Genomic DNA, 18,998 nt, shown 5'->3' on the forward strand with positions numbered 1-18,998 from the left:
CGCCTCAGCCGAAACTCAAGCCAGGTCGGGGTCCGCCGCCGGTTCCTCCTCGACCAGCCACAGCACCCCCGCCGGGGGTAGCTGCAAGACCGCCGAGGCCGGTTGGCCGTGCCATGGCTCCTCCGTCGCCTCCACCGCACCCAAGTTGCCGACGCCGGAACCGCCGTACGCCTCCGCGTCCGTGTTGACCACCTCGCGCCAGCGACCCGCCGACGGCAGGCCCACCCGGTAGTCGTGGTGCGGCACCCCCGCGAAGTTCGCCACGCACGCCAGGCGCGAGCCGTCCGCTCCGAGGCGCAGGAAGCTCAGCACGTTGCCGCTCGAATCGTTCGCGTCGATCCACGCGAAGCCCTCCGGCGATGTGTCCTGGCTGTACAACGCCGGGCACGACCGGTACACCTCGTTCAGCGACCGCAGCAGGTCCTGGACTCCTCGGTGCAGCGGCTCCTCCAGCAGGTGCCAGTCCAGCGATCGCTGCTCCGACCACTCGCCCTGCTGGCCGAACTCGCCGCCCATGAACAGCAGCTGCTTGCCCGGGTGCGCCCACATGAACGCCAGCAGCGACCTCAGCCCGGCCGCCTTGTTCCACGCGTCGCCCGGCATACGGCCCCACAGGGATCCCTTGCCGTGCACCACTTCGTCGTGTGACAGCGGCAGCACGAAGTTCTCGCTCCACGCGTACACCAGCGAAAACGTCATCTCGTTGTGGTGGTACGCGCGGTGGATCGGCTCATGGGACAAGTACCGGAGCGTGTCGTGCATCCAGCCCATGTTCCACTTGAAGCCGAACCCGAGGCCGCCCAGATGCGTCGGCCGCGTGACGCCCGGCCACGCCGTCGACTCCTCCGCCACCATCACGACACCCGGGTGTCGCTTGTAGACGGTCGCGTTCAGCTCCTGCAGGAACTTCACCGCGTCCAGGTTCTCACGGCCGCCGTACTGGTTCGGCAGCCACTCGCCGTCCTTGCGGGAGTAGTCCAGGTACAGCATCGACGCCACCGCGTCGACGCGCAGGCCGTCGAGGTGGAACTCGTCCAGCCAGTACAGCGCGTTGGCGACCAGGAAGTTGCGGACCTCGTTGCGGCCGAAGTCGAACACGAGCGTGCCCCAGTCGGGCTGCTCGCCGCGGCGCGGGTCCGCGTGCTCGTACAGCGGCGTCCCGTCGAAGCGGGCCAGCGCCCAGCTGTCCCGCGGGAAGTGCGCCGGCACCCAGTCCACCAGCACGCCGATCCCGCGCTGGTGCAGGCGGTCGACGAAGTAGCGGAAGTCGTCCGGCGAGCCGAAGCGCGACGTCGGCGCGTAGTACGACGTCACCTGGTAGCCCCACGAGCCGCCGAACGGGTGCTCCGACACCGGCAGCAGCTCGACGTGCGTGAACCCGGTTTCGATCAGGTAGTCGCCGAGCTGGTCGGCCAGCTCGCGGTAGTCCAGCCCCGGGCGCCACGAGCCGAGGTGCACCTCGTAGATGCTCATCGGCGCCGCCGCCCACTGGGTCGCCTCGCGCCGCGTGACCCACTCGGCGTCGTCCCACGCGTAAGCGGACTCAGTGACCACGGACGCCGTGGCGGGCGGCTTCTCCGTCGCGAACGCCATCGGGTCGGCCTTCTCGTGCCAGTTGCCGTCGGCGCCGAGGATCCGGAACTTGTAGCAGGTGCCCGCGCCGACCCCCGGCACGAACAGCTCCCAGATCCCGGACGAGCCGAGCGAGCGCATCGCGTGCCCGCGCCCGTCCCAGCCGTTGAAGTCGCCGATCACGCGGATGCCGCGGGCGTTGGGCGCCCACACCGCGAACGACGTCCCCTCGACCACCCCGCCGGGCGTCTCGTACGACCGGATGTGCGCGCCGAGCGCCTCCCAGAGCCGCTCGTGCCGACCCTCGCCGATCAGGTGCAGGTCCAGCTCGCCGACCGTCGGCAGCCACCGGTACGGGTCGTCGCAGGTCGCCGTGTGCCCGTCGTACTCGACCTGCAGCCGGTAGTCGCCCGGGTGCTCCGGCACGGCGACGGCGAACAGCGCGTCGATCACCGGCTCCATCGGGTACCGGTGCTCCCCCGCCCGCAGCGTGACGGCCTTGGCGCCGGGCAGCAGCGCGCGGGCCACGAAGCCCTTGCCCGCCGGGTGCACGCCGAGGACGGAGTGCGGGTCGTGGTGCGAGCCGGCGAGCAGCCGGTCGATGTCCGCGGCCGGCGGGGCCGCGGCCGGGAAGCCTTCCGGAACGGCGTTCACGGCGTCATCCCTCCGCTAGTGATCCGGGCGATCGAGGCGAGCGGCACGCCCAGCCAGTCCGGCCGGTTCGCGTGCTCGTAGCCCACCTCGTAGACCGCCTTGTCCAGTTCGAAGGCGCGCAGCAGCTCGCCCTGGTCGCGCGGGTCGGCCGCCACCGCGGCGTAGCCCTCGCAGAACGCCGTCCGGTTGCGGTCGGACCACTCCTGGGCCCGCTCGGCCAGCGCCGGGTCGTCCGGCTGGCCGACCAGCATCTGCTGGGCCGCGTAGTCGAACGACCTCAGCATGCCCGCCACGTCGCGCAACGGCGAGCGGAGCGCGTGGCGTTCCTCCACCGGGGCCGCCGGTTCGCCCTCGAAGTCGATCAGCAGCCAGCCGGTGACCGTCCGCAGCACCTGGCCCAGGTGCAGGTCGCCGTGGATGTACTGCATCGAGACGGTGTCGGCGGACAGCGTGCGCAGCGTCTCGAACGCCGCCCGCAGCGCCGGGGCGTGCGCCGCCAGCTCCGGCACCCGCCCGGCGATCGTGTCCAGCCGCGCGAGCATCGCCTTCATCGTGCGTTCCAGCTCGTCGGCGTCGACGCCCTCGGTGCCGAGGGCTTCGGCCAGGTCGGCGTGCACCTCGGCGACGGCGCGCCCGAGCCGCTCGGCCTCGCCGGCGAAGTCGCCGCCGACCTCCTCGGCGTGCAGTTCGGAGGCGGCCATCAGGTCGCGGACGCTGGTGGTGGCCATCGCCCAGCCGTCGACCGCGTCCGGGACGAACTGCTGGAGCATGCCGACCGTGGTCGGCTCGCCGTCGAGGTCACCGGTGATCGAGCCGAGCGGGGCCGCGATGTGCTTGCTGCCGACGCCCTGCAGCGCGCGGTGCAGCAGCAGGTCCTTGTTCTTGCCCGGGGTGAGCTTGCGGAACAGCTTGAGGATGTACTGCCCGCCGTAGACCAGCGACGTGTTGCTCTGCTCGGAGGTGATCGGCCGGGCCCGCAGCCCGGTCTCCAGCTGCGCGCCGGGCTCGTGCTCGAACACGAGCGAGCCGACGGTCTCCTCGCGGGCCATCAGGTCCAGCAGGACGCCGGTGAGGTCGAGGTCGCCGGACGCCTCGTACGCGTTGAGGTCCCCGACCGCGCCGATCCAGCTCGTCGAGGAGATCTCCGGCGGGTGCGTCCGCCGTCCCACGAGCAGCTGGTAGGGCTCGCGCCGATCGTCCTGGGCGACCTCGACGACCACGTGCAGCAGCTGCGGGTCGCCGGAGACCAGCTCGGTCACGCCGAGCGGCCGGACACCGGTGACCGGCCGGTCCTTGCCGGCGAACCAGCGCTGCTCCGGCAGCCAGCGCTTCAGGTCCTCGGCCAGTTCGTCGACCAGCGCGCGCGGGTCGGACAAGGGACTCACCTCGTTTCGCCTTCGTCTCCCGGGCTCGTCAGCTGGAACCAGTAGAAGCCGTGCCCCGGCAGCGTCAGCAGGTACGAGAGGTCCCCGATGCTGGGGAACCGCACGCCGCCGGTGAGCTCCACCGGCGTGCACCCGCGGTGCGCGGAGAGATCCAGCTCCACCGGCTGCGGGAACCGGGAGAGGTTGTTCACGCAGAGCACGACGTCCTCGCCGCCGTCCGGCCGGCGCCACTGGCGCTTGTAGGCCAGCACGCTCGGGTTGGACCCGCCGAGGTCGACGAACTCGCCCTCGGCGAAGGCGTGGTGCTGCTTGCGCACCTCGATCATCCGCCGGGTCCAGTTGAGCAGCGACGCGTCGTTGTTGGACTGCGCCTCGACGTTCAGGCCCTGGTAGCCGTACACCGGGTCCATGATCACCGGCAGGTAGATCCGGCCCGGGTCGCAGCTGGAGAACCCGGCGTTGCGGTCCGGGGTCCACTGCATGGGGGTGCGGACCGCGTCGCGGTCGCCGAGCCAGATGTTGTCTCCCATGCCGATCTCGTCACCGTAGTACAGAACGGGCGAGCCCGGCAGGGAAAGCAGCATCGCGGTGAAGAGCTCCTGCTGGTTGCGGTCGTTGTCCAGCAGCGGCGCGAGCCTGCGGCGGATGCCGATGTTGGCTTTCATGCGCGGGTCCTTGGCGTACTCCGCGTACATGTAGTCGCGCTCTTCGTCGGTGACCATCTCGAGCGTCAGCTCGTCGTGGTTGCGCAGGAAAATCCCCCACTGCGTGCCGCTGGGGATCCGCGGGGTCTGGGTGAGGATCTCCGAGATCGGGAACCGCGACTCCCGCCGCACGGCCATGAAGATCCGCGGCATCAGCGGGAAGTGGAACGCCATGTGGCACTCGTCGCCGCCGACGGCCGGGTCGCCGAAGTACTCGACGACGTCCGAAGGCCACTGGTTGGCCTCGGCCAGCAGGATCCGCCCGGGGTACTCGTCGTCGACGACCTTGCGGCAGCGCTTGAGGAACTCGTGCGTGCGCGGCAGGTTCTCGCAGTTGGTGCCCTCCTGCTCGAACAGGTACGGCACGGCGTCCAGGCGGAACCCGTCGATGCCCAGGTCGAGCCAGAACCGCAGGACGTCGATCATCGCGTTCTGGACGTCGGCGTTCTCGTAGTTGAGGTCGGGCTGGTGGGAGAAGAACCGGTGCCAGTAGAACTGGCCGCGCACCGGGTCGTAGGTCCAGTTCGACGTCTCGGTGTCGACGAAGATGATCCGCGCGTCCGCGTAGCGGGAGTCGTCGTCGCTCCACACGTAGTAGTCGCCGTACGGGCCGTCCGGGTCGTGGCGGGACTGCTGGAACCACGGGTGCGCGTCCGAGGTGTGGTTGAGCACCAGGTCGGTGATCACCCGGATGCCGCGCCGGTGCGCCTCGTTGAGCAGGAAGACGAAGTCCTCGACGCTGCCGAACTCCGGCAGCACCGCCCGGAAGTCGCTGATGTCGTACCCGCCGTCGCGCAGCGGCGAGGCGTAGAACGGCGGCAGCCAGAGGCAGTCGATCCCCAGCCAGGCCAGGTAGTCCAGCCGCCCGGCCAGTCCGCGCAGGTCGCCGGTACCGTCGCCGTTGGAGTCGGCGAACGCGCGCACCAAGACCTCGTAGAACACCGCGCCCTTGAACCACTCCGGGTCGCTCGGCGCCTGCTGCGCCGAGCGGAAGTCCTCGGCCTGGGGTTCCACCAGCATGCCGTCGGCGGTCATCGCCTCGCCGGTGTGCGGCACGCCCTCCAGCCCCAACGCCGCGTCGGGCCGGGCCTCTTCCGCCATCTGCTCCACCTCAGTCCCTCGGATTCCTGTCCTTCCGTTCTCAGCCGGCCAGCCGTCGCCGCACCGACACCACGTGCGCCACCGCGCGCCACGGCTCGAGCCGGACGTAGTTCGCCTGGCCCCAGTCCCAGGTGTCGCCGGTGACCTCGTCGTGCGCGATCAGCCGTTCGTGCGCCTCGAACCCGAGCGCCGCGGTGTCGAGCCACAGCGTGCCCTCCTGGGGCCCGTACGGGTCGAGCGTCACGACGGTGACCACGGTGTCGCCGGTGGCCGGGTCCTGTTTGGAGTAGGCCAGCAGCGCGTCGTTGTCGACGTGGTGGAAGTGCAGGGTGCGCATCTGCTGCAGCGCGGGGTGCGCGCGGCGGACGGCGTTCAGCTTCGCCAGCCACGGCTCCAGCGACCGGCCTTCGGCGAGCGCGCGCTCGAAGTCGCGCGGGCGCAGCTGGTACTTCTCGGAGTCGAGGTACTCCTCGCTGCCCTCGCGGACCGGGACGTGCTCGAACAGCTCGTAGCCGGAGTAGACACCCCACGTCGGCGAGATCGTCGCGGCGAGCGCGGCCCGCAGCGCGAACATGCCGGGCCCGCCGCGCTGCAGCGACTCGTGGAGGATGTCCGGGGTGTTGACGAACAGGTTCGGGCGGCCCTCGTTCCAGTGCTCGCGCAGGTCGACGGCGAAGTCGATCAGCTCCTGCTTGCCCGTGCGCCACGTGAAGTACGTGTAGCTCTGGGTGAAGCCGAGCCGGGCCAGGCCCCACAGCCGCGCCGGGCGGGTGAACGCCTCGGCCAGGAAGAGCACGTCCGGGTGGGCGTCCTTGACCGACTGGATCAGCCAGGCCCAGAAGTCCGGCGGCTTCGTGTGCGGGTTGTCGACCCGGAAGATCTTGACCCCGTGGTCGATCCACACGGTGATCACCCGGAGCATCTCTTCGTAGACGCCCTTGGGGTCGTTGTCGAAGTTGATCGGGTAGATGTCCTGGTACTTCTTCGGCGGGTTCTCCGCGTAGGCGATCGAGCCGTCCGGGCGGGTGGTGAAGAACTCGGGGTTCTTGAGCACCCAGGGGTGGTCGGGCGCGGCCTGCAGCGCGAAGTCGAGCGCGACCTCCATGCCCAGCTCTTCCGAGCGGGCGACGAAGGCGTCGAAGTCCTCGAAGGTGCCGAGGTCGGGGTGGATCGAGTCGTGCCCGCCCTCGTCCGCGCCGATCGCCCACGGCGAGCCGACGTCCTCGGGCTTGGCGTCGAGGGTGTTGTTGGGGCCCTTGCGGTTCACTCGCCCGATCGGGTGGATCGGCGGGAGGTAGACGACGTCGAAGCCCATCTTCGCGACGCGGTCGAGCGCGGCCGCGGCGGTGGTGAACGTGCCGTGCACCGGCTTGCCCTCGGCGTCCAGCCCGCCGGTCGAGCGGGGGAACAGCTCGTACCACGAACCGAACGCGGCGCGGCGGCGGTCGACCCACACCTTGTGCGGCTTGCCCTTGGTGATCAGCTCGCGCACCGGGAACTCGTGCATGAGCTGGCGGACCTCGGGCGAAAGCGCCGGCCCGACGCGCTCGGCGAGGCTGCGCTCTTCATCGCGCAACGCCGTCACCGCGCCGGTCAGCAGCTGCTTCTCGGCGCGGCGGTCGGGGCGGCGGGAGACGCGCTCCAGCAGCCGGGCGCCGTTCTCGAGGTCGTTGGCCAGGTCCTCGGGCCCCTGCCCGGCGGCGACCTTCACCTCGACGTTGTGCTCCCACGTCGACCACGGGTCGCCCCACGCGTCGATCCGGTAGGTCCACATCCCGGTGGTGTCCGGGACGATCACCGCGGCGAATTCGTCCGGGTGGTCCGGACCGCGCGGCACCATCCGCGTCTGGCGGGTCACGCGGTCGTCGGGACCGCGCCACGCGACGGTGGCGGCGACGGCGTCGTGGCCTTCCCGCCAGACGGTCGCGGTGACCGGGATGTGTTCCCCCACAACGGCTTTGGCCGGATACCGGCCGCAGCTCACGCTGGGGGAGACGTCGTCGATGCCGAGCCGGCCGGTCATGGGCAACGCCCCTCGGTGTGTCGGTTGGACGCAGGCGACGACAGTCTGCCTGACTCGATCAAGCGCCTACGAGGCAGGGCTCTTTACCTGTGTACCCACCTGATCCCGAGTGAAACGCTGGTGCCGCAAGGAATTTCCGGCGGATGTCCGGCGGGTTACGACCGCGCGGCACCGGTCCGCGTCGGCCGCCGCGGCGACACGCGGACCCGAACGGCCAACAGCCTTACCCGAACGGACGAAACGCGCGACGCGCGGCTTTCACGTGAAAGCCGCGGTACCGGTCAGTAGACCTCCGGCTGCGGTTCCGCCGCCAGGCGCGGGGCGCGCAGCAACAGCAGCGAACGGGACTGCAGCGTCACCCGGCTCTTGGCTTCCAGCGGCCCCGGGTTGGCCGGGCTGCCGTCGGCGGTGCTCGTGTCGAGGGTCGGCTTGAACGTCTCGCCGTACTCGCGGCCGGGCAGCACCACCTCGGCCGGCACGTCGCCGGCGTGCAGCCACAGCAGCCACGAGTGGTCGGACACCAGCTCGCCCTCGCGGTTGCGGGCCTGGCTGTTCGAGCCGTCGATCCACATGCCGAGCGTGCGGCGGTCCTCGAACCAGTCGCTCTCGCCGAACTCCTCGCCGTCCGGGCGGAACCAGACCAGGTCGGGCTTGCCGGTCGGCGTGGTCCGGCCTTCGAAGAACTCCGGCTGCCGCAGCGCGGGGCTGTTGGCGCGCAGCCGCACGACGCGGCGGGCGAAGGCGAGCATGGCCTCCGCTTCCGACTCGGCGTCGGTGCCGTCGGGCGTCCAGTCCAGCCACGACGTCTCGTCGTCGAGGCAGTAGGCGTTGTTGTTGCCGCGCTGGGTCCGCCAGAACTCGTCGCCGGCGGTGATCATCGGCGTGCCGGTGGACAGCAGGAGCGTCGCGAACAGATTGCGGGCCTGCCGCGTGCGCAGCGCGCGGATCGCCGGGTCGGTGGTCTCGCCCTCGGCGCCGTGGTTCCACGAGCGGTTGTCGTTGCCGCCGTCGCGGTTGTCCTCGCCGTTGGCCTCGTTGTGCTTTTCGTTGTAGGACACCAGGTCCCGCAGCGTGAAGCCGTCGTGGGCGGTGATGAAGTTGATCGACTGCCACGGGCGGCGCAGGTTGTGGTCGTAGAGGTCCGACGAACCGGACAGCCGGTAGGCGAGGTCGCGGACGCCGGTCGCGCCGCGCCAGAAGTCGCGGACCGTGTCGCGGTAGCGGCCGTTCCACTCCGCCCACTGCGCGCCGAAGTCGCCGACGCGGTAGCCCTCGCCGGTGGCGTCCCACGGCTCGGCGATCAGCTTGCAGCGCGAGAGCACCGGGTCGGTGGTGATCGCGGTGAGCAGCGTCGAGTTGCGGTCGAACACGCCGCCGCGGGGCCGGCCGAGGGTGCTGGCGAGGTCGAACCGGAAGCCGTCGACGCCCAGCTCCTGCGTCCAGTACCGCAGCGAGTCGGTGACCAGCCGGACCACCGTCGGCGAGCCGGCCTCCAGGGTGTTGCCGCAGCCGGTGATGTCGGCCATGTGGCCGCGCTCGGTGTGCAGGTAGTACACCGGCGCGTTGAGGCCGCGGAAGCTGAGCGTCGGCCCGTCCGGGCCGCCCTCGCAGGTGTGGTTGAACACGACGTCGACGATCACCTCGATGCCCGCCGCGTGCAGCGCGGCCACCATCAGCCGGAACTCCTCGACCTCGTGGCCGGGTTCGCTGGCGTAGGCGGCGTGCGGGGCGAAGAAGCCCAGCGGCGAGTACCCCCAGTAGTTGTGCCGCCCGGCGCGGATCAGCGACGGCTCGTCGAGGAACGAGTGCACCGGCAGCAGCTCCACCGACGTGACGCCGAGCCGGGTCAGGTACTCGATCGCCACCGGGTGGGCCAGGCCGAGGTAGGTGCCGCGCAGCGCCTCCGGGATGAACGGGTGCTGCTGGGTGAACCCCTTGACGTGCAGCTCGTAGATCACCGCCTCTTCGAACGGCACCTCGGGCTTGACGCCGGTGTCCGGCCCGCCCGGCGAGGTGACGACCGACAGCGGCACGCTGCCCAGCGAGTCCACTGTGGACATCGGACCGCGGTCGGGGTCGCCGGTGAAGCCCTGCGCCGCGCGCAGGTCGGTGAGCCCGCCGGTGATCTGCCGGGCGTACGGGTCGACCAGCAGCTTGTGCGGGTTGCACCGCAGGCCGCGGGCCGGGTCGTACGGGCCGTGGATCCGGTAGCCGTAGCGCTGCCCCGGCGTCACCCCGGGCACCAGGCCGTGCCAGACGCCGAAGGTGCGCTCGGTGAGCGCGATCCGGCGTTCGGACCCGTCGGCGTCGATCAGGCACAGCTCCACCGCGTCGGCGACGGCGGAGGTGATGGCGAACCGGACCCCGCCCGCCTCGGGGTGGGCGCCGAGGGGGAACGGGCGTCCGGCGAGGACGTGATCGGCGGAGGGTCGTGTGGCCATTCCTGAATCGTCCCAGATCCTGCTCGCTTCGCGCGCGATGTGCGGTCCCGTTGTCAGGACGCGACGAGAATGAAGCTCTCCGGCGGCAACTCGGCCATCCCCATGGGGTGGAGTTCGGCGCCGCCCCACGCGAGCAGCACCGCACCCTCGCCGACCAGGGGATTCGCCGCTTCCGCCCCGAAGTTGACCGCCAGCCGGAGCCCGCCGCGGCGCAGCACCAGCCAGTCCGCGGTCCGGCTCTCGTGGACCTGCAGCTCCGGGAGCCACGGATCGGCCAGCTCGGGCCGCTCGCGGCGCAGCCGGATCAGCGTCCGGTACAGCTCGAACATCTCCCGGTGCCCGGGCCCTTCCACCTCGGACCAGTCCAGCCGCGAACGCTCGACGGTCGCCGGGTCCATCGGGTCGGGCACCTCGGACTCGCCCCAGCCGTGCCGGGCGAACTCGCGACGGCGGCCCGTGCGGACGGCCTCGGCCAGCTCCGGATCCGGGAAGGAGGCGAAGAACTGCCACGGCGTGCTCGCCGCCCACTCCTCCCCCATGAACACCATCGGCGTGAACGGCGAGCAGAACAGGATCGCCGCGCCGCAGGCCAGCCGTCCCGGCGAGACCGTCGCGGACAGCCGGTCGCCGGTCGCGCGGTTGCCGATCTGGTCGTGGTTCTGCAGGTAGGCGAGGAAGCGGTGGCCCGGCACGGTCCGGGTGTCGACCGGGCGCCCGTGCGTCCGCTCCCGGAACGACGACCAGGTCCCGGCGTGGAAGAACACCCCGCGCAGCACCCGCTCGATCGCGTCCTGGGCGGCGAAGTCGGTGTAGTACCCGGTCGTCTCGCCGGTGAGCTTGACGTGCAGCGCGTGGTGGAAGTCGTCCGACCACTGCGCGTGCAGGCCGTAGCCGCCGCGCTCGCGGGGCGTCACCAGCCGCGGGTCGTTCAGATCGGACTCGGCGATCAGCGTCAGCGGCCGGTTCAGCGCCGCCGACAGCGTCTCGACCTCGACGGCGAGCTGTTCGAGCAGGTGGACCGCCCGCCGGTCGAGCAGCGCGTGCACGGCGTCCAGCCGCAGCGCGTCGACGTGGAAGTCGCGGAACCAGCTCAGCGCGTTGTCGACGACGTAGCGGCGGACCTCGTCGGAGCCGGGGCCGTCGAGGTTGAGGCCCGGCCCCCAGTCGTTCCGCCCGGCGAAGTACGGCCCGAACCGGTCGAGGTAGGCCCCCGACGGCCCGAGGTGGTTGTAGACGACGTCGAGCACGACGGCCAGGCCGCGCGCGTGCGCCGCGTCGACGAACCGCTTGAAGCCGTCCGGCCCGCCGTAGGGCTCGTGGACCGCGCCCCAGAGGACGCCGTCGTAGCCCCAGCCCGCGGTGCCGTCGAAGGAGTTGACCGGCAGCAGCTCGACGTGGGTGATGCCCAGGTCGACGAGGTGGTCGAGCCGGTCGATCGCCGCGTCGAAGGTGCCGCCCTCGGTGAACGTGCCGACGTGCAGCTCGTACAGGACCCCACCCGGCAGCTGGCGGCCGTGCCAGGCGTCGTCGGTCCACTCGAACTCGCCGTGGTCGTAGACGCGCGATTCGCCGTGGACGCCGTGCGGCTGCCACCGCGACCGCGGGTCCGGCAGCGGCTTGTCGTCGTCGCCGAGGAGGAAGGCGTAGTTGATCCCGTCGGCCTCGGCGTGCCACCAGCCGCCGTCGCCCGCGGTCATCTCGTGGACCCCGGCGTCGACGCTCACCCGGACCCGGTCGGCCGACGGGGCCCACACGCTGAACCTCATGCGTCTCCTCGCACCAGCAACGCCACGGGGTACCGCTCGAACAGGGTGGCCACGTCCGGCGTCGCGTCGCGGCCGGTCAGGACGTCGGTCCAGACGCCGTCGGGCAGCGGGAGCACGGTGCCGCGCCAGCCGCCACCGGCAGCGAGGCCGACCGGCAGCCGGGTCACCGCCACGACGAGGTCCGCGCTCCGCGTGTAGGCCAGGACGTGGTCGGCCGCGGCGCCCTCGGCCCGCAGCGGCCGGTAGCCGCGGAACAACGCGGGGTGCTCCTGGCGCAGCTTCAGGGCCTTGTGGACCACCAGCAGCTTCGCCGCACCGGAAGCGTCGACGTCCGGCAGCTCGCCCGCCGTGATCCGCGCCAGGACCGCCCGGCGGGCCGCGTAGTCGACGGGACGGCGGTTGTCCGGGTCGACCAGCGAGAAGTCCCACAGCTCGGTGCCCTGGTAGACGTCCGGGACGCCCGGTGCGGTCAGCTGGACGAGCTTCTGGCCGAGGGAGTTGACGTACCCCGGGCCGTCGATCCGGCGGACGAACGCCTCGATGTCGGCCGCCAGTTCGGCGTCGCCCATGACGTCTTCGGGCCACGCCGCGACGTCGGCCTCGAAGGCCTCGTCGTGGTCGGTCCAGCTGGTCCGGAGCTTGGCCTCCTTGGCCGCCTTGTCCAGGTAGTCCCGCAGCCGGGACGGCTCGATCGGCCAGGTCGAGACCAGCGTCTGCCAGGCCAGGAGGTTCAGCGACGGCTCGTCGATCCCCCGCTTCGCGGTCCATCGGCGGACGGCGTCGGCGAACTCGCCGGGCACCTCGGCCAGCACCGCCATCCGGGCGCGGGTGTCCTCCGAGCGCTTGGTGTCGTGCGTGGTCAGCGTCGTCATCGCGGCCGGGTGCCCGGCTTCGCGCTCGGCGGCCAGCCGGTGGAACTCCTCGACGCCGAGCCCGAACCGGTCCGGGTTGCCGCCGACCTCGTTGAGCGCGGCGAACCGCGTGTAGCGGTAGAACGTCGTGTCCTCGGTGCCCTTGGCCACGACCATGCCGGACGTCTGCTGGATCCGGGTCGCCAGCTCGCCCCGCGGGGTGCCGCGCACGGCGGCGTCGAGGGCGGCCAGCGCGTCGGCGAGGTCGGGCCGGGCGCGACGGGCGCCGTCGATCGCGGCCGTCCAGTGCGCCGTGCCCTCGGGCAGGTACGAGCGGTAAACGGGGAAGGCGATCATGGTCTCGGCGACGGCCGCGCGCGCCGCGTTGGGGTCGACGTCCGGCAGCAGCGCCGCGATCCGCCGGACCTCGGCGACCAGGATCCGATCGGTGACCAGGCGCCGGGCTTCGGCCTCGACGCGGTGGTAGCCGGTCTTCACGCCCAGCTCGGTCGCCAGCGCGGTGAAGCCGGGCTCGCCCGCCGGGTCGACGAAGACGCCCGCGATCTCGCGCAGCGCGTCGTAGCCGGTGGTGCCGTCGACCGGCCAGCTCTGCGGCAGCGGCTCGCCGGGGTGCAGGATCTTCTCGGCGACGATCCACGCGTTCGGCGCGTTCTCGCGCAGCCGCCGGAAGTAGCCGCCCGGGTCGGCCAGCCCGTCCGGGTGGTCGACGCGCAGGCCGGTGACGTCGCCGTCGGCCACCCAGCGCAGCACCTCGCCGTGGGTCTCGGCGAACACCGTCGGGTCCTCGACGCGGACCGCGGCCAGGTTCGTGATGTCGAAGAACCGCCGGTAGCCCAGCTCGGCGTTGCCGCGCCGCCAGCCGACCAGCCGGTAGTGCTGGCGTTCGTGGACCTCCTGCGGGGTCCCGCCCGCCGTGCCGGGCGCGATCGGGAAGCGGTGGTCGTAGTAGACCAGCTCGTCCCCCTCGACGGTCAGCTCGGCGACGGCGTCGTCGTCGCCGAGCACCGGCAGCAGCAGCGGCCCGCGGTCCCAGTCGATGTCGAAGAAGGCCGCGTGCCCGGCGTCGCGGCCGTGCTTCAGCACGTCCCACCACCAGCGGTTCGCCTTCGGCACCTCCACCGACATGTGGTTGGGCACGATGTCGACGACCAGGCCCAGCCCGGCCTCCTTCAGCCGCGCGCTCAGTGCCTGACGCGCCTCTTCCCCGCCCAGCTCGGGCCGCGCGCGGGTCGGGTCGACGACGTCGTAGCCGTGCGTCGACCCCGGCGTCGCGTCCAGCACCGGCGACGCGTAGAGCGCCCCGACACCCAGGTCGCGCAGGTAGCCGACGATCTCCGCGGCGTCGTCGAAGGTGAACTCCGGGCGCAGCTGCACCCGGTAGGTCGACTCCGGCACGGTCATGCCGGCTCCGCCCGCTGCAGCACGACCAGGGACCGGGCGGGCAGGGTGAACTGGCCGCCGCCCGCGATCGGCTCCGCGCCCGCGGGCTCGACCTCGCCGGTCGCGGTGTCGACGACGACCGTCCAGGCCTGCCCGTAGCCGTTGCCCGGCAGCTTGGCGTCGATGTCCTCGTAGTGGGCGTTGAAGGCGAGCAGGAACGAGTCGTCCTCGACCTTCATCCCGCGCGGGTCGAGGTCGGGGATCGCCTTGCCGTTGAGGAAGACCACGACCGCCTTGCCGAAGCCGTCGTCCCAGTTCTGCTCGGTCATCTCCTCGCCCGCCGGGGTGAACCAGGCGATGTCGCCGAGCTTGTCGCCCTTGCCGACCGGGCCGCCCTGGAAGAACCGGCGGCGGCGGAACACCGGGTGCCGGTGCCGGAACGCGCTCAGCCCGGCGGTGAACCGCACCAGGTCGGCGTTTTCGGTGGCCAGCTCCCAGTCCATCCAGGACAGTTCGGAGTCCTGGCAGTAGACGTTGTTGTTGCCCTGCTGGGTCCGGCCGAACTCGTCGCCGTGCAGGATCATCGGCACGCCCTGCGACAGCATCATCGTCGCGAGCATGTTGCGCTGCTGGCGGGCGCGCAGCGCGAGGACCTCGGGATCGTCGGTCTCGCCCTCGACGCCGCAGTTCCACGAGCGGTTGTCGTCGGCGCCGTCGCGTCCGTCCTCGCCGTTGGCCTCGTTGTGCTTTTCGTTGTAGGACACCAGGTCCCGCAGCGTGAAGCCGTCGTGCGCGGTGACGAAGTTGATCGAGGCGAACGGGCGGCGGCCGTCGTCCTGGTAGAGGTCCGACGAGCCGGTGATGCGCGAGGCGAACTCGCCCAGCGTCGAGGGCTCGCCGCGCCAGAAGTCGCGGACGGTGTCGCGGAACTGCCCGTTCCACTCCGTCCACAGCGGCGGGAAGTTGCCGACCTGGTACCCACCGGGCCCGACGTCCCACGGCTCGGCGATCAGCTTCACCTGGCTCACGATCGGGTCCTGCTGCACGAGGTCGAAGAACGTCGACAGCCGGTCGACGTCGTAGAACTCGCGCGCCAGCGCCGAGGCGAGGTCGAAGCGGAAGCCGTCGACGTGCATCTCCGTCACCCAGTACCGCAGCGAGTCCATGATCAGCTGCAGGGTGTGCGGGTTGCGGACGTTGAGGGAGTTCCCGGTGCCGGTGTAGTCCATGTAGTACTCGGGCTCCCCCTCCACCAGCCGGTAGTAGGCCTCGTTGTCGATGCCCCGCATCGACAGCGTCGGCCCGAGGTGGTTGCCCTCCGCGGTGTGGTTGTAAACCACGTCGAGGATCACTTCGATGCCGGCCTCGTGGAAGGCCTTCACCATGCCCTTGAACTCCTGGACCTGGCCGCCCTCGCCGGGCATCGCGGCGTAGGAGTCGTGCGGGGCGAAGTAGCCGATCGTGTTGTAGCCCCAGTAGTTCGTCAGGCCCTTCTCGGCGAGGCCGTGGTCGGTGACGAACTGGTGCACCGGCAGCAGCTCCACCGCCGTCACGCCGAGCTTCTGCAAGTGCTCCACGACGGCGGGGTGCGCGAGGCCGGCGTAGGTGCCCCGCAGCGGCTCGGGCACGAACGGGTGATTCACGGTCATGCCCTTGACGTGCGCCTCGTAGATGACCGTCTCGTTGTACGGCCGCTTCGGCTGGCGGTCGTTGCCCCAGTCGAAGAACGGGTTCGCCACCAGCGAGTACGGGACGCGGCCGGCGGAGTCGTCGTCGTTGCGCTCGGCCGGGTTGGCGAACTTGTAGCCGAACAGCGACTCGTCCCACTTCACGCCGTGCGAGACGGCTTTCGCGTACGGGTCGATCAGCAGCTTGTTCGGGTTGCAGCGCAGGCCGCGGGCCGGGTCGTACGGGCCGTGCACGCGGAAGCCGTACCGCTGTCCCGGCCCGACGTTGAGCAGGTAGCCGTGGTGGACGAAGCCGTCCACCTCTTCGAGCGGGTACCGGGTCTCCTTGCCCTCGGCGTCGAACAGGCACAGTTCGACCCGCTCGGCCACCTCGGAGAAGAGGGCGAAGTTCGTGCCCACCCCGTCGTAGGTGGCGCCGAGCGGGTAGGGCGTTCCGGGCCAGGGCCGCACTGGGTCTCCTCGAGCTTTCACTGTCGTACCGGGCGCGTCCGCGCTCGCGGACGCGCGTCACCACGGGGGTCGTGCGCGGGTGGGTACCCGTTATCCGGGCAGCGGACGCGCCGCCGCCAAGGGCGCCACCGCGGCGCGCACCCCCTTCGCGGTGAAGAAGCCGTCGACGCTGACGGGCAGGGGAATCCGCCAGTTAGGGTACTGGTCGACCGTGCCGGGCAGATTCGGCTGCCGCACCTGGCCCGCCACGTCGGCCGGCGACGTCAGCACGAGCCGGGACGCGGCTCGCGCGAGGAGACTGTGCAACGCGACGACCGGGTCGCCGTCCGGAATGCCTTCCCGCGCAACGAGTTCGAACAAAGCTTCACGTTCGGCCGCGGCCGCCTCCCGCTCGGCCTCGACGCCGCGGTCCAGCAGCCCCAGCTCGGCGCGGACGCGGACGTGCTCGCCCTCGAGCCAGCCCGAGACCGTCGGCAGGTCGTGGGTGGAAATGCTGGCCATCGCGGCCGGGTCCCACGCCGACGGCCGGGTGAACGGCTTGCCCGGCGCGTCCCAGTCGCGTTCGAACCACAGCACGGCCGAGCTGAGCATGCCCCGTTCGTGCATGGTCTCGGTGACCGTCTCCTCGACCGTGCCGAGGTCCTCCCCCACGACGACCGCGCCGGCCCGGTGCGCTTCGAGCGCGAGCACGCCGACCATGGCCTCGGCGTCGTAGTGGACGTACGTGCCGCGGTGCGCGGGCTCGCCCGGCGGGATCCACCACAGCCGCCAGAGTCCGGCGATGTGGTCGACGCGGATGCCGTCGGCGTAGCGCAGCACCCCGCGGATGACGTCGCGGAACGGCGCGTACCCGGCCTCGGCCAGCTTGTCCGGCCGCCACGGCGGCAGGTTCCAGTCCTGGCCCTGCTGGTTGAACGCGTCCGGCGGCGCGCCGACCCGCACGTCGGCGGCGAAGACGTCCCGCACGGCCCAGGTGTCGGCTCCGCCCGGGTGCACCCCGACCGGCAGGTCGTGCACGATCCCGACGGTCATCCCGGCCTCGCGCGCGGCTTTCCGCGCCGCTTCCAGCTGCACCCGGCAGAGGTGCTGCAGCCAGGCGTGGAAGCCGACGCGCTCCTTGAGCTCTTCGCGAGCCTCTTCGACCTCGGGACCGGCGGGGTCGCGCAGCGGCTCCGGCCAGTCCCGCCAGTCGCCACCGTGGCGCTCGGCCAGCGCACAGAAGAGCGCGAAGTCCTGCAGGTCGGCGTACTCGGGCAGCACTTCGACGCGGTGCGGCCACAACAGCTCGAGCGCGGCGCGCTTGGCCGTCCACACCTTGTCGTAGTCGATCAGTTCGCCGTCACGGTCCGGGGCCAGCGACTCGACCGCCTCGCGCGTCGCCGCGTCGGCCCGCTCGAACGTCTCGGTGTCGGTGACCCGCAGGTAGAGGGGGTTGGCGAAGCGGCGGCTGGCCGGGGAGTACGGCGAGCGCTCCACCGGGTGGGCCGGGCTGATCGCCTGCACCGGGTTGACCAGCAGCACGCCCGCGTCCAGCTCGGCGGCCGAGCGGGCGGCGAAGGTCCGCAGGTCGGCGTAGTCGCCGATGCCCCAGGACCCGGCCGAGTGCAGGGCGTAGAGCTGCAGCATCCAGCCCCAGGCCGGCCGCACCTCCGGCAGCTTCGCGGGGACGACCGCGAGCACGACGTCCTGCTCGGCGGTGCTCACCCGGTGCCAGCCGAGCGGCAGGTCACCGGGCAGTTCGCCGGTCACGCGGCGGCGGGTGCCGTCTTCGAGCACGACCTCGGCGTCGCCCGGCAGCGGCCGGGTCGTGCCCTCCTTGACGACGATCGTCGGCGGCAGCGCGGCCGGAGCCTCCTGGGCGAGGGCCGCGGCGATCGCGTCGTCGCTGGTGGCGTCCACCCCGAACTGGCCCAGCACGGCGACGACGACGTCGTCTTCGACTTCGACCCACTCCTGGTCGGCGTTCTCGTACCGGGTGGCGACGCCGTGGCGGTCGGCGAGCAGGTGCAGGGCGCTGCGGGCGGGGATCTCGTCGGGCACGGGGACCAGCATTCCGGTGCCCGGCCGTTCGCGCCATCCGCGCGCCCGGACCTCACCCCCGGCCGCGACGCGCGAACAGCACCGCGGCCCCGGCCAGCACCATCACCACGCTGGCCGCGACGTGCAGCGACGGCGGCAGCAGGTGCAGCTGGACGAACCAGCTCGGCGAGTCCGCCCCCAGCAGCCGGTTGAGCAGCCCGCCCGCACCCTGGACGACCAGCAGGATCCCGAGCAGCTCGATCACCGCGGCACCTCCTCGCGCGAGCCGGACAGCTCCTGCCAGACCGGGCCGGTGACCAGCCAGATCGCCGCCACGGTGCCGAGCCGCGGGAACCAGCCCCACAGCGGCTCGACCTGCTCCGGCGTGCCGATCGCGAAGATCGCCGCGAGCAGCGCGACCGCCGACAACCCGCAGGCCAGGAGGCACTTCCCGAACTCACGCCACTCGTGCCGCACCTTCTCCCGCCCCTGCCGCTTCGGCGGTGGCGGCGGGCCGCTGTGACAACCGGGGCTCCGCCCCGGGCCGGGGGCTTCGCCACCCGGAACCCCCCGAAAGCTCCGAGCGAACCGACGAGCGAACTGCGCGTCGGCCCACCGGACCATGCTGGGCCCGAACACGACGCTGAACCCCAGGTAGACAGCGGCGAGGCCGTGGGTGAAGTTCGCCTTCGCCCCGCCGGCCAGGTCGACCACGGTCGCCACGAGCACGACGACGTCGATCAGCGGCACCATGGCCAGCAGCACCACCGAGGTGCGCCGGGCGCGCAGCAGGTACCGCACGGCGAGCCCGGCCGCGATCAGCACCCAGAACCCGATCTCGCCCGCCGCGATGACCGCGGCCATCGGATTCTCCGCGAGGAACTTCCCGATCTCGTTCACGCTCCCAGGCTCGCCCGCGCCGGGCCGCGGGCGCGTCGGCGGA

At 71.8% G+C, this 18,998-nt stretch carries 11 protein-coding genes; all 11 read right to left on the minus strand.

The window, feature by feature from the left end; all coding sequences use genetic code 11:
- Window positions 1-15 precede the first annotated feature (15 nt).
- On the minus strand, window positions 16-2,226 hold the full coding sequence (gene glgB / locus QP939_RS49370) for a 1,4-alpha-glucan branching protein GlgB (RefSeq protein ID WP_285453878.1): 2,211 nt from the start codon (window positions 2,224-2,226) through the stop codon (window positions 16-18).
- Window positions 2,223-3,602: a maltokinase N-terminal cap-like domain-containing protein gene (locus QP939_RS49375; protein WP_285453879.1), complete on the minus strand. Its 1,380-nt coding sequence runs from the start codon at window positions 3,600-3,602 to the stop codon at window positions 2,223-2,225. Before QP939_RS49375 ends, glgB begins: the two co-directional genes overlap by 4 nt.
- Window positions 3,603-3,607: 5 nt before the next feature.
- Window positions 3,608-5,416, minus strand: coding sequence for a maltose alpha-D-glucosyltransferase (gene treS, locus QP939_RS49380; protein WP_285453880.1), 1,809 nt, complete (start codon window positions 5,414-5,416; stop codon window positions 3,608-3,610).
- Between the two features lie 40 nt (window positions 5,417-5,456).
- A complete protein-coding gene (locus QP939_RS49385) occupies window positions 5,457-7,439 on the minus strand; it encodes a maltotransferase domain-containing protein (RefSeq protein ID WP_285453881.1) in 1,983 nt (660 codons plus the stop codon).
- 281 nt (window positions 7,440-7,720) lie between these two features.
- Window positions 7,721-9,880: a glycogen debranching protein GlgX gene (gene glgX, locus QP939_RS49390; RefSeq protein WP_285453882.1), complete on the minus strand. Its 2,160-nt coding sequence runs from the start codon at window positions 9,878-9,880 to the stop codon at window positions 7,721-7,723.
- A gap of 53 nt (window positions 9,881-9,933) precedes the next feature.
- Window positions 9,934-11,646, minus strand: coding sequence for a malto-oligosyltrehalose trehalohydrolase (treZ, locus tag QP939_RS49395; protein WP_285453883.1), 1,713 nt, complete (start codon window positions 11,644-11,646; stop codon window positions 9,934-9,936).
- A complete protein-coding gene (gene treY, locus QP939_RS49400; RefSeq protein WP_285453884.1) occupies window positions 11,643-13,919 on the minus strand; it encodes a malto-oligosyltrehalose synthase in 2,277 nt (758 codons plus the stop codon). The genes treZ and treY overlap by 4 nt, the downstream gene beginning before the upstream one ends.
- A complete protein-coding gene (gene glgX / locus QP939_RS49405) occupies window positions 13,916-16,036 on the minus strand; it encodes a glycogen debranching protein GlgX (RefSeq protein WP_285453885.1) in 2,121 nt (706 codons plus the stop codon). The genes treY and glgX (QP939_RS49405) overlap by 4 nt, the downstream gene beginning before the upstream one ends.
- A 90-nt stretch (window positions 16,037-16,126) precedes the next feature.
- Window positions 16,127-18,088 carry a 4-alpha-glucanotransferase gene (gene malQ / locus QP939_RS49410; protein ID WP_285453886.1) on the minus strand — a complete coding sequence of 654 codons (1,962 nt, stop codon included), beginning with the start codon at window positions 18,086-18,088 and terminating at the stop codon, window positions 16,127-16,129.
- Window positions 18,089-18,128: 40 nt separating this feature from the next.
- A complete protein-coding gene (locus tag QP939_RS49415) occupies window positions 18,129-18,320 on the minus strand; it encodes a hypothetical protein (RefSeq protein ID WP_285453887.1) in 192 nt (63 codons plus the stop codon).
- Window positions 18,317-18,955 (minus strand): hypothetical protein, encoded by a 639-nt coding sequence (locus QP939_RS49420; protein ID WP_285453888.1) that lies wholly within the window; start codon window positions 18,953-18,955, stop codon window positions 18,317-18,319. The genes QP939_RS49415 and QP939_RS49420 overlap by 4 nt, the downstream gene beginning before the upstream one ends.
- Window positions 18,956-18,998 lie beyond the last annotated feature (43 nt).

The organism is Amycolatopsis nalaikhensis (assembly GCF_030264295.1).
Taxonomy (GTDB): Bacteria; Actinomycetota; Actinomycetes; order Mycobacteriales; family Pseudonocardiaceae; genus Amycolatopsis; species Amycolatopsis nalaikhensis.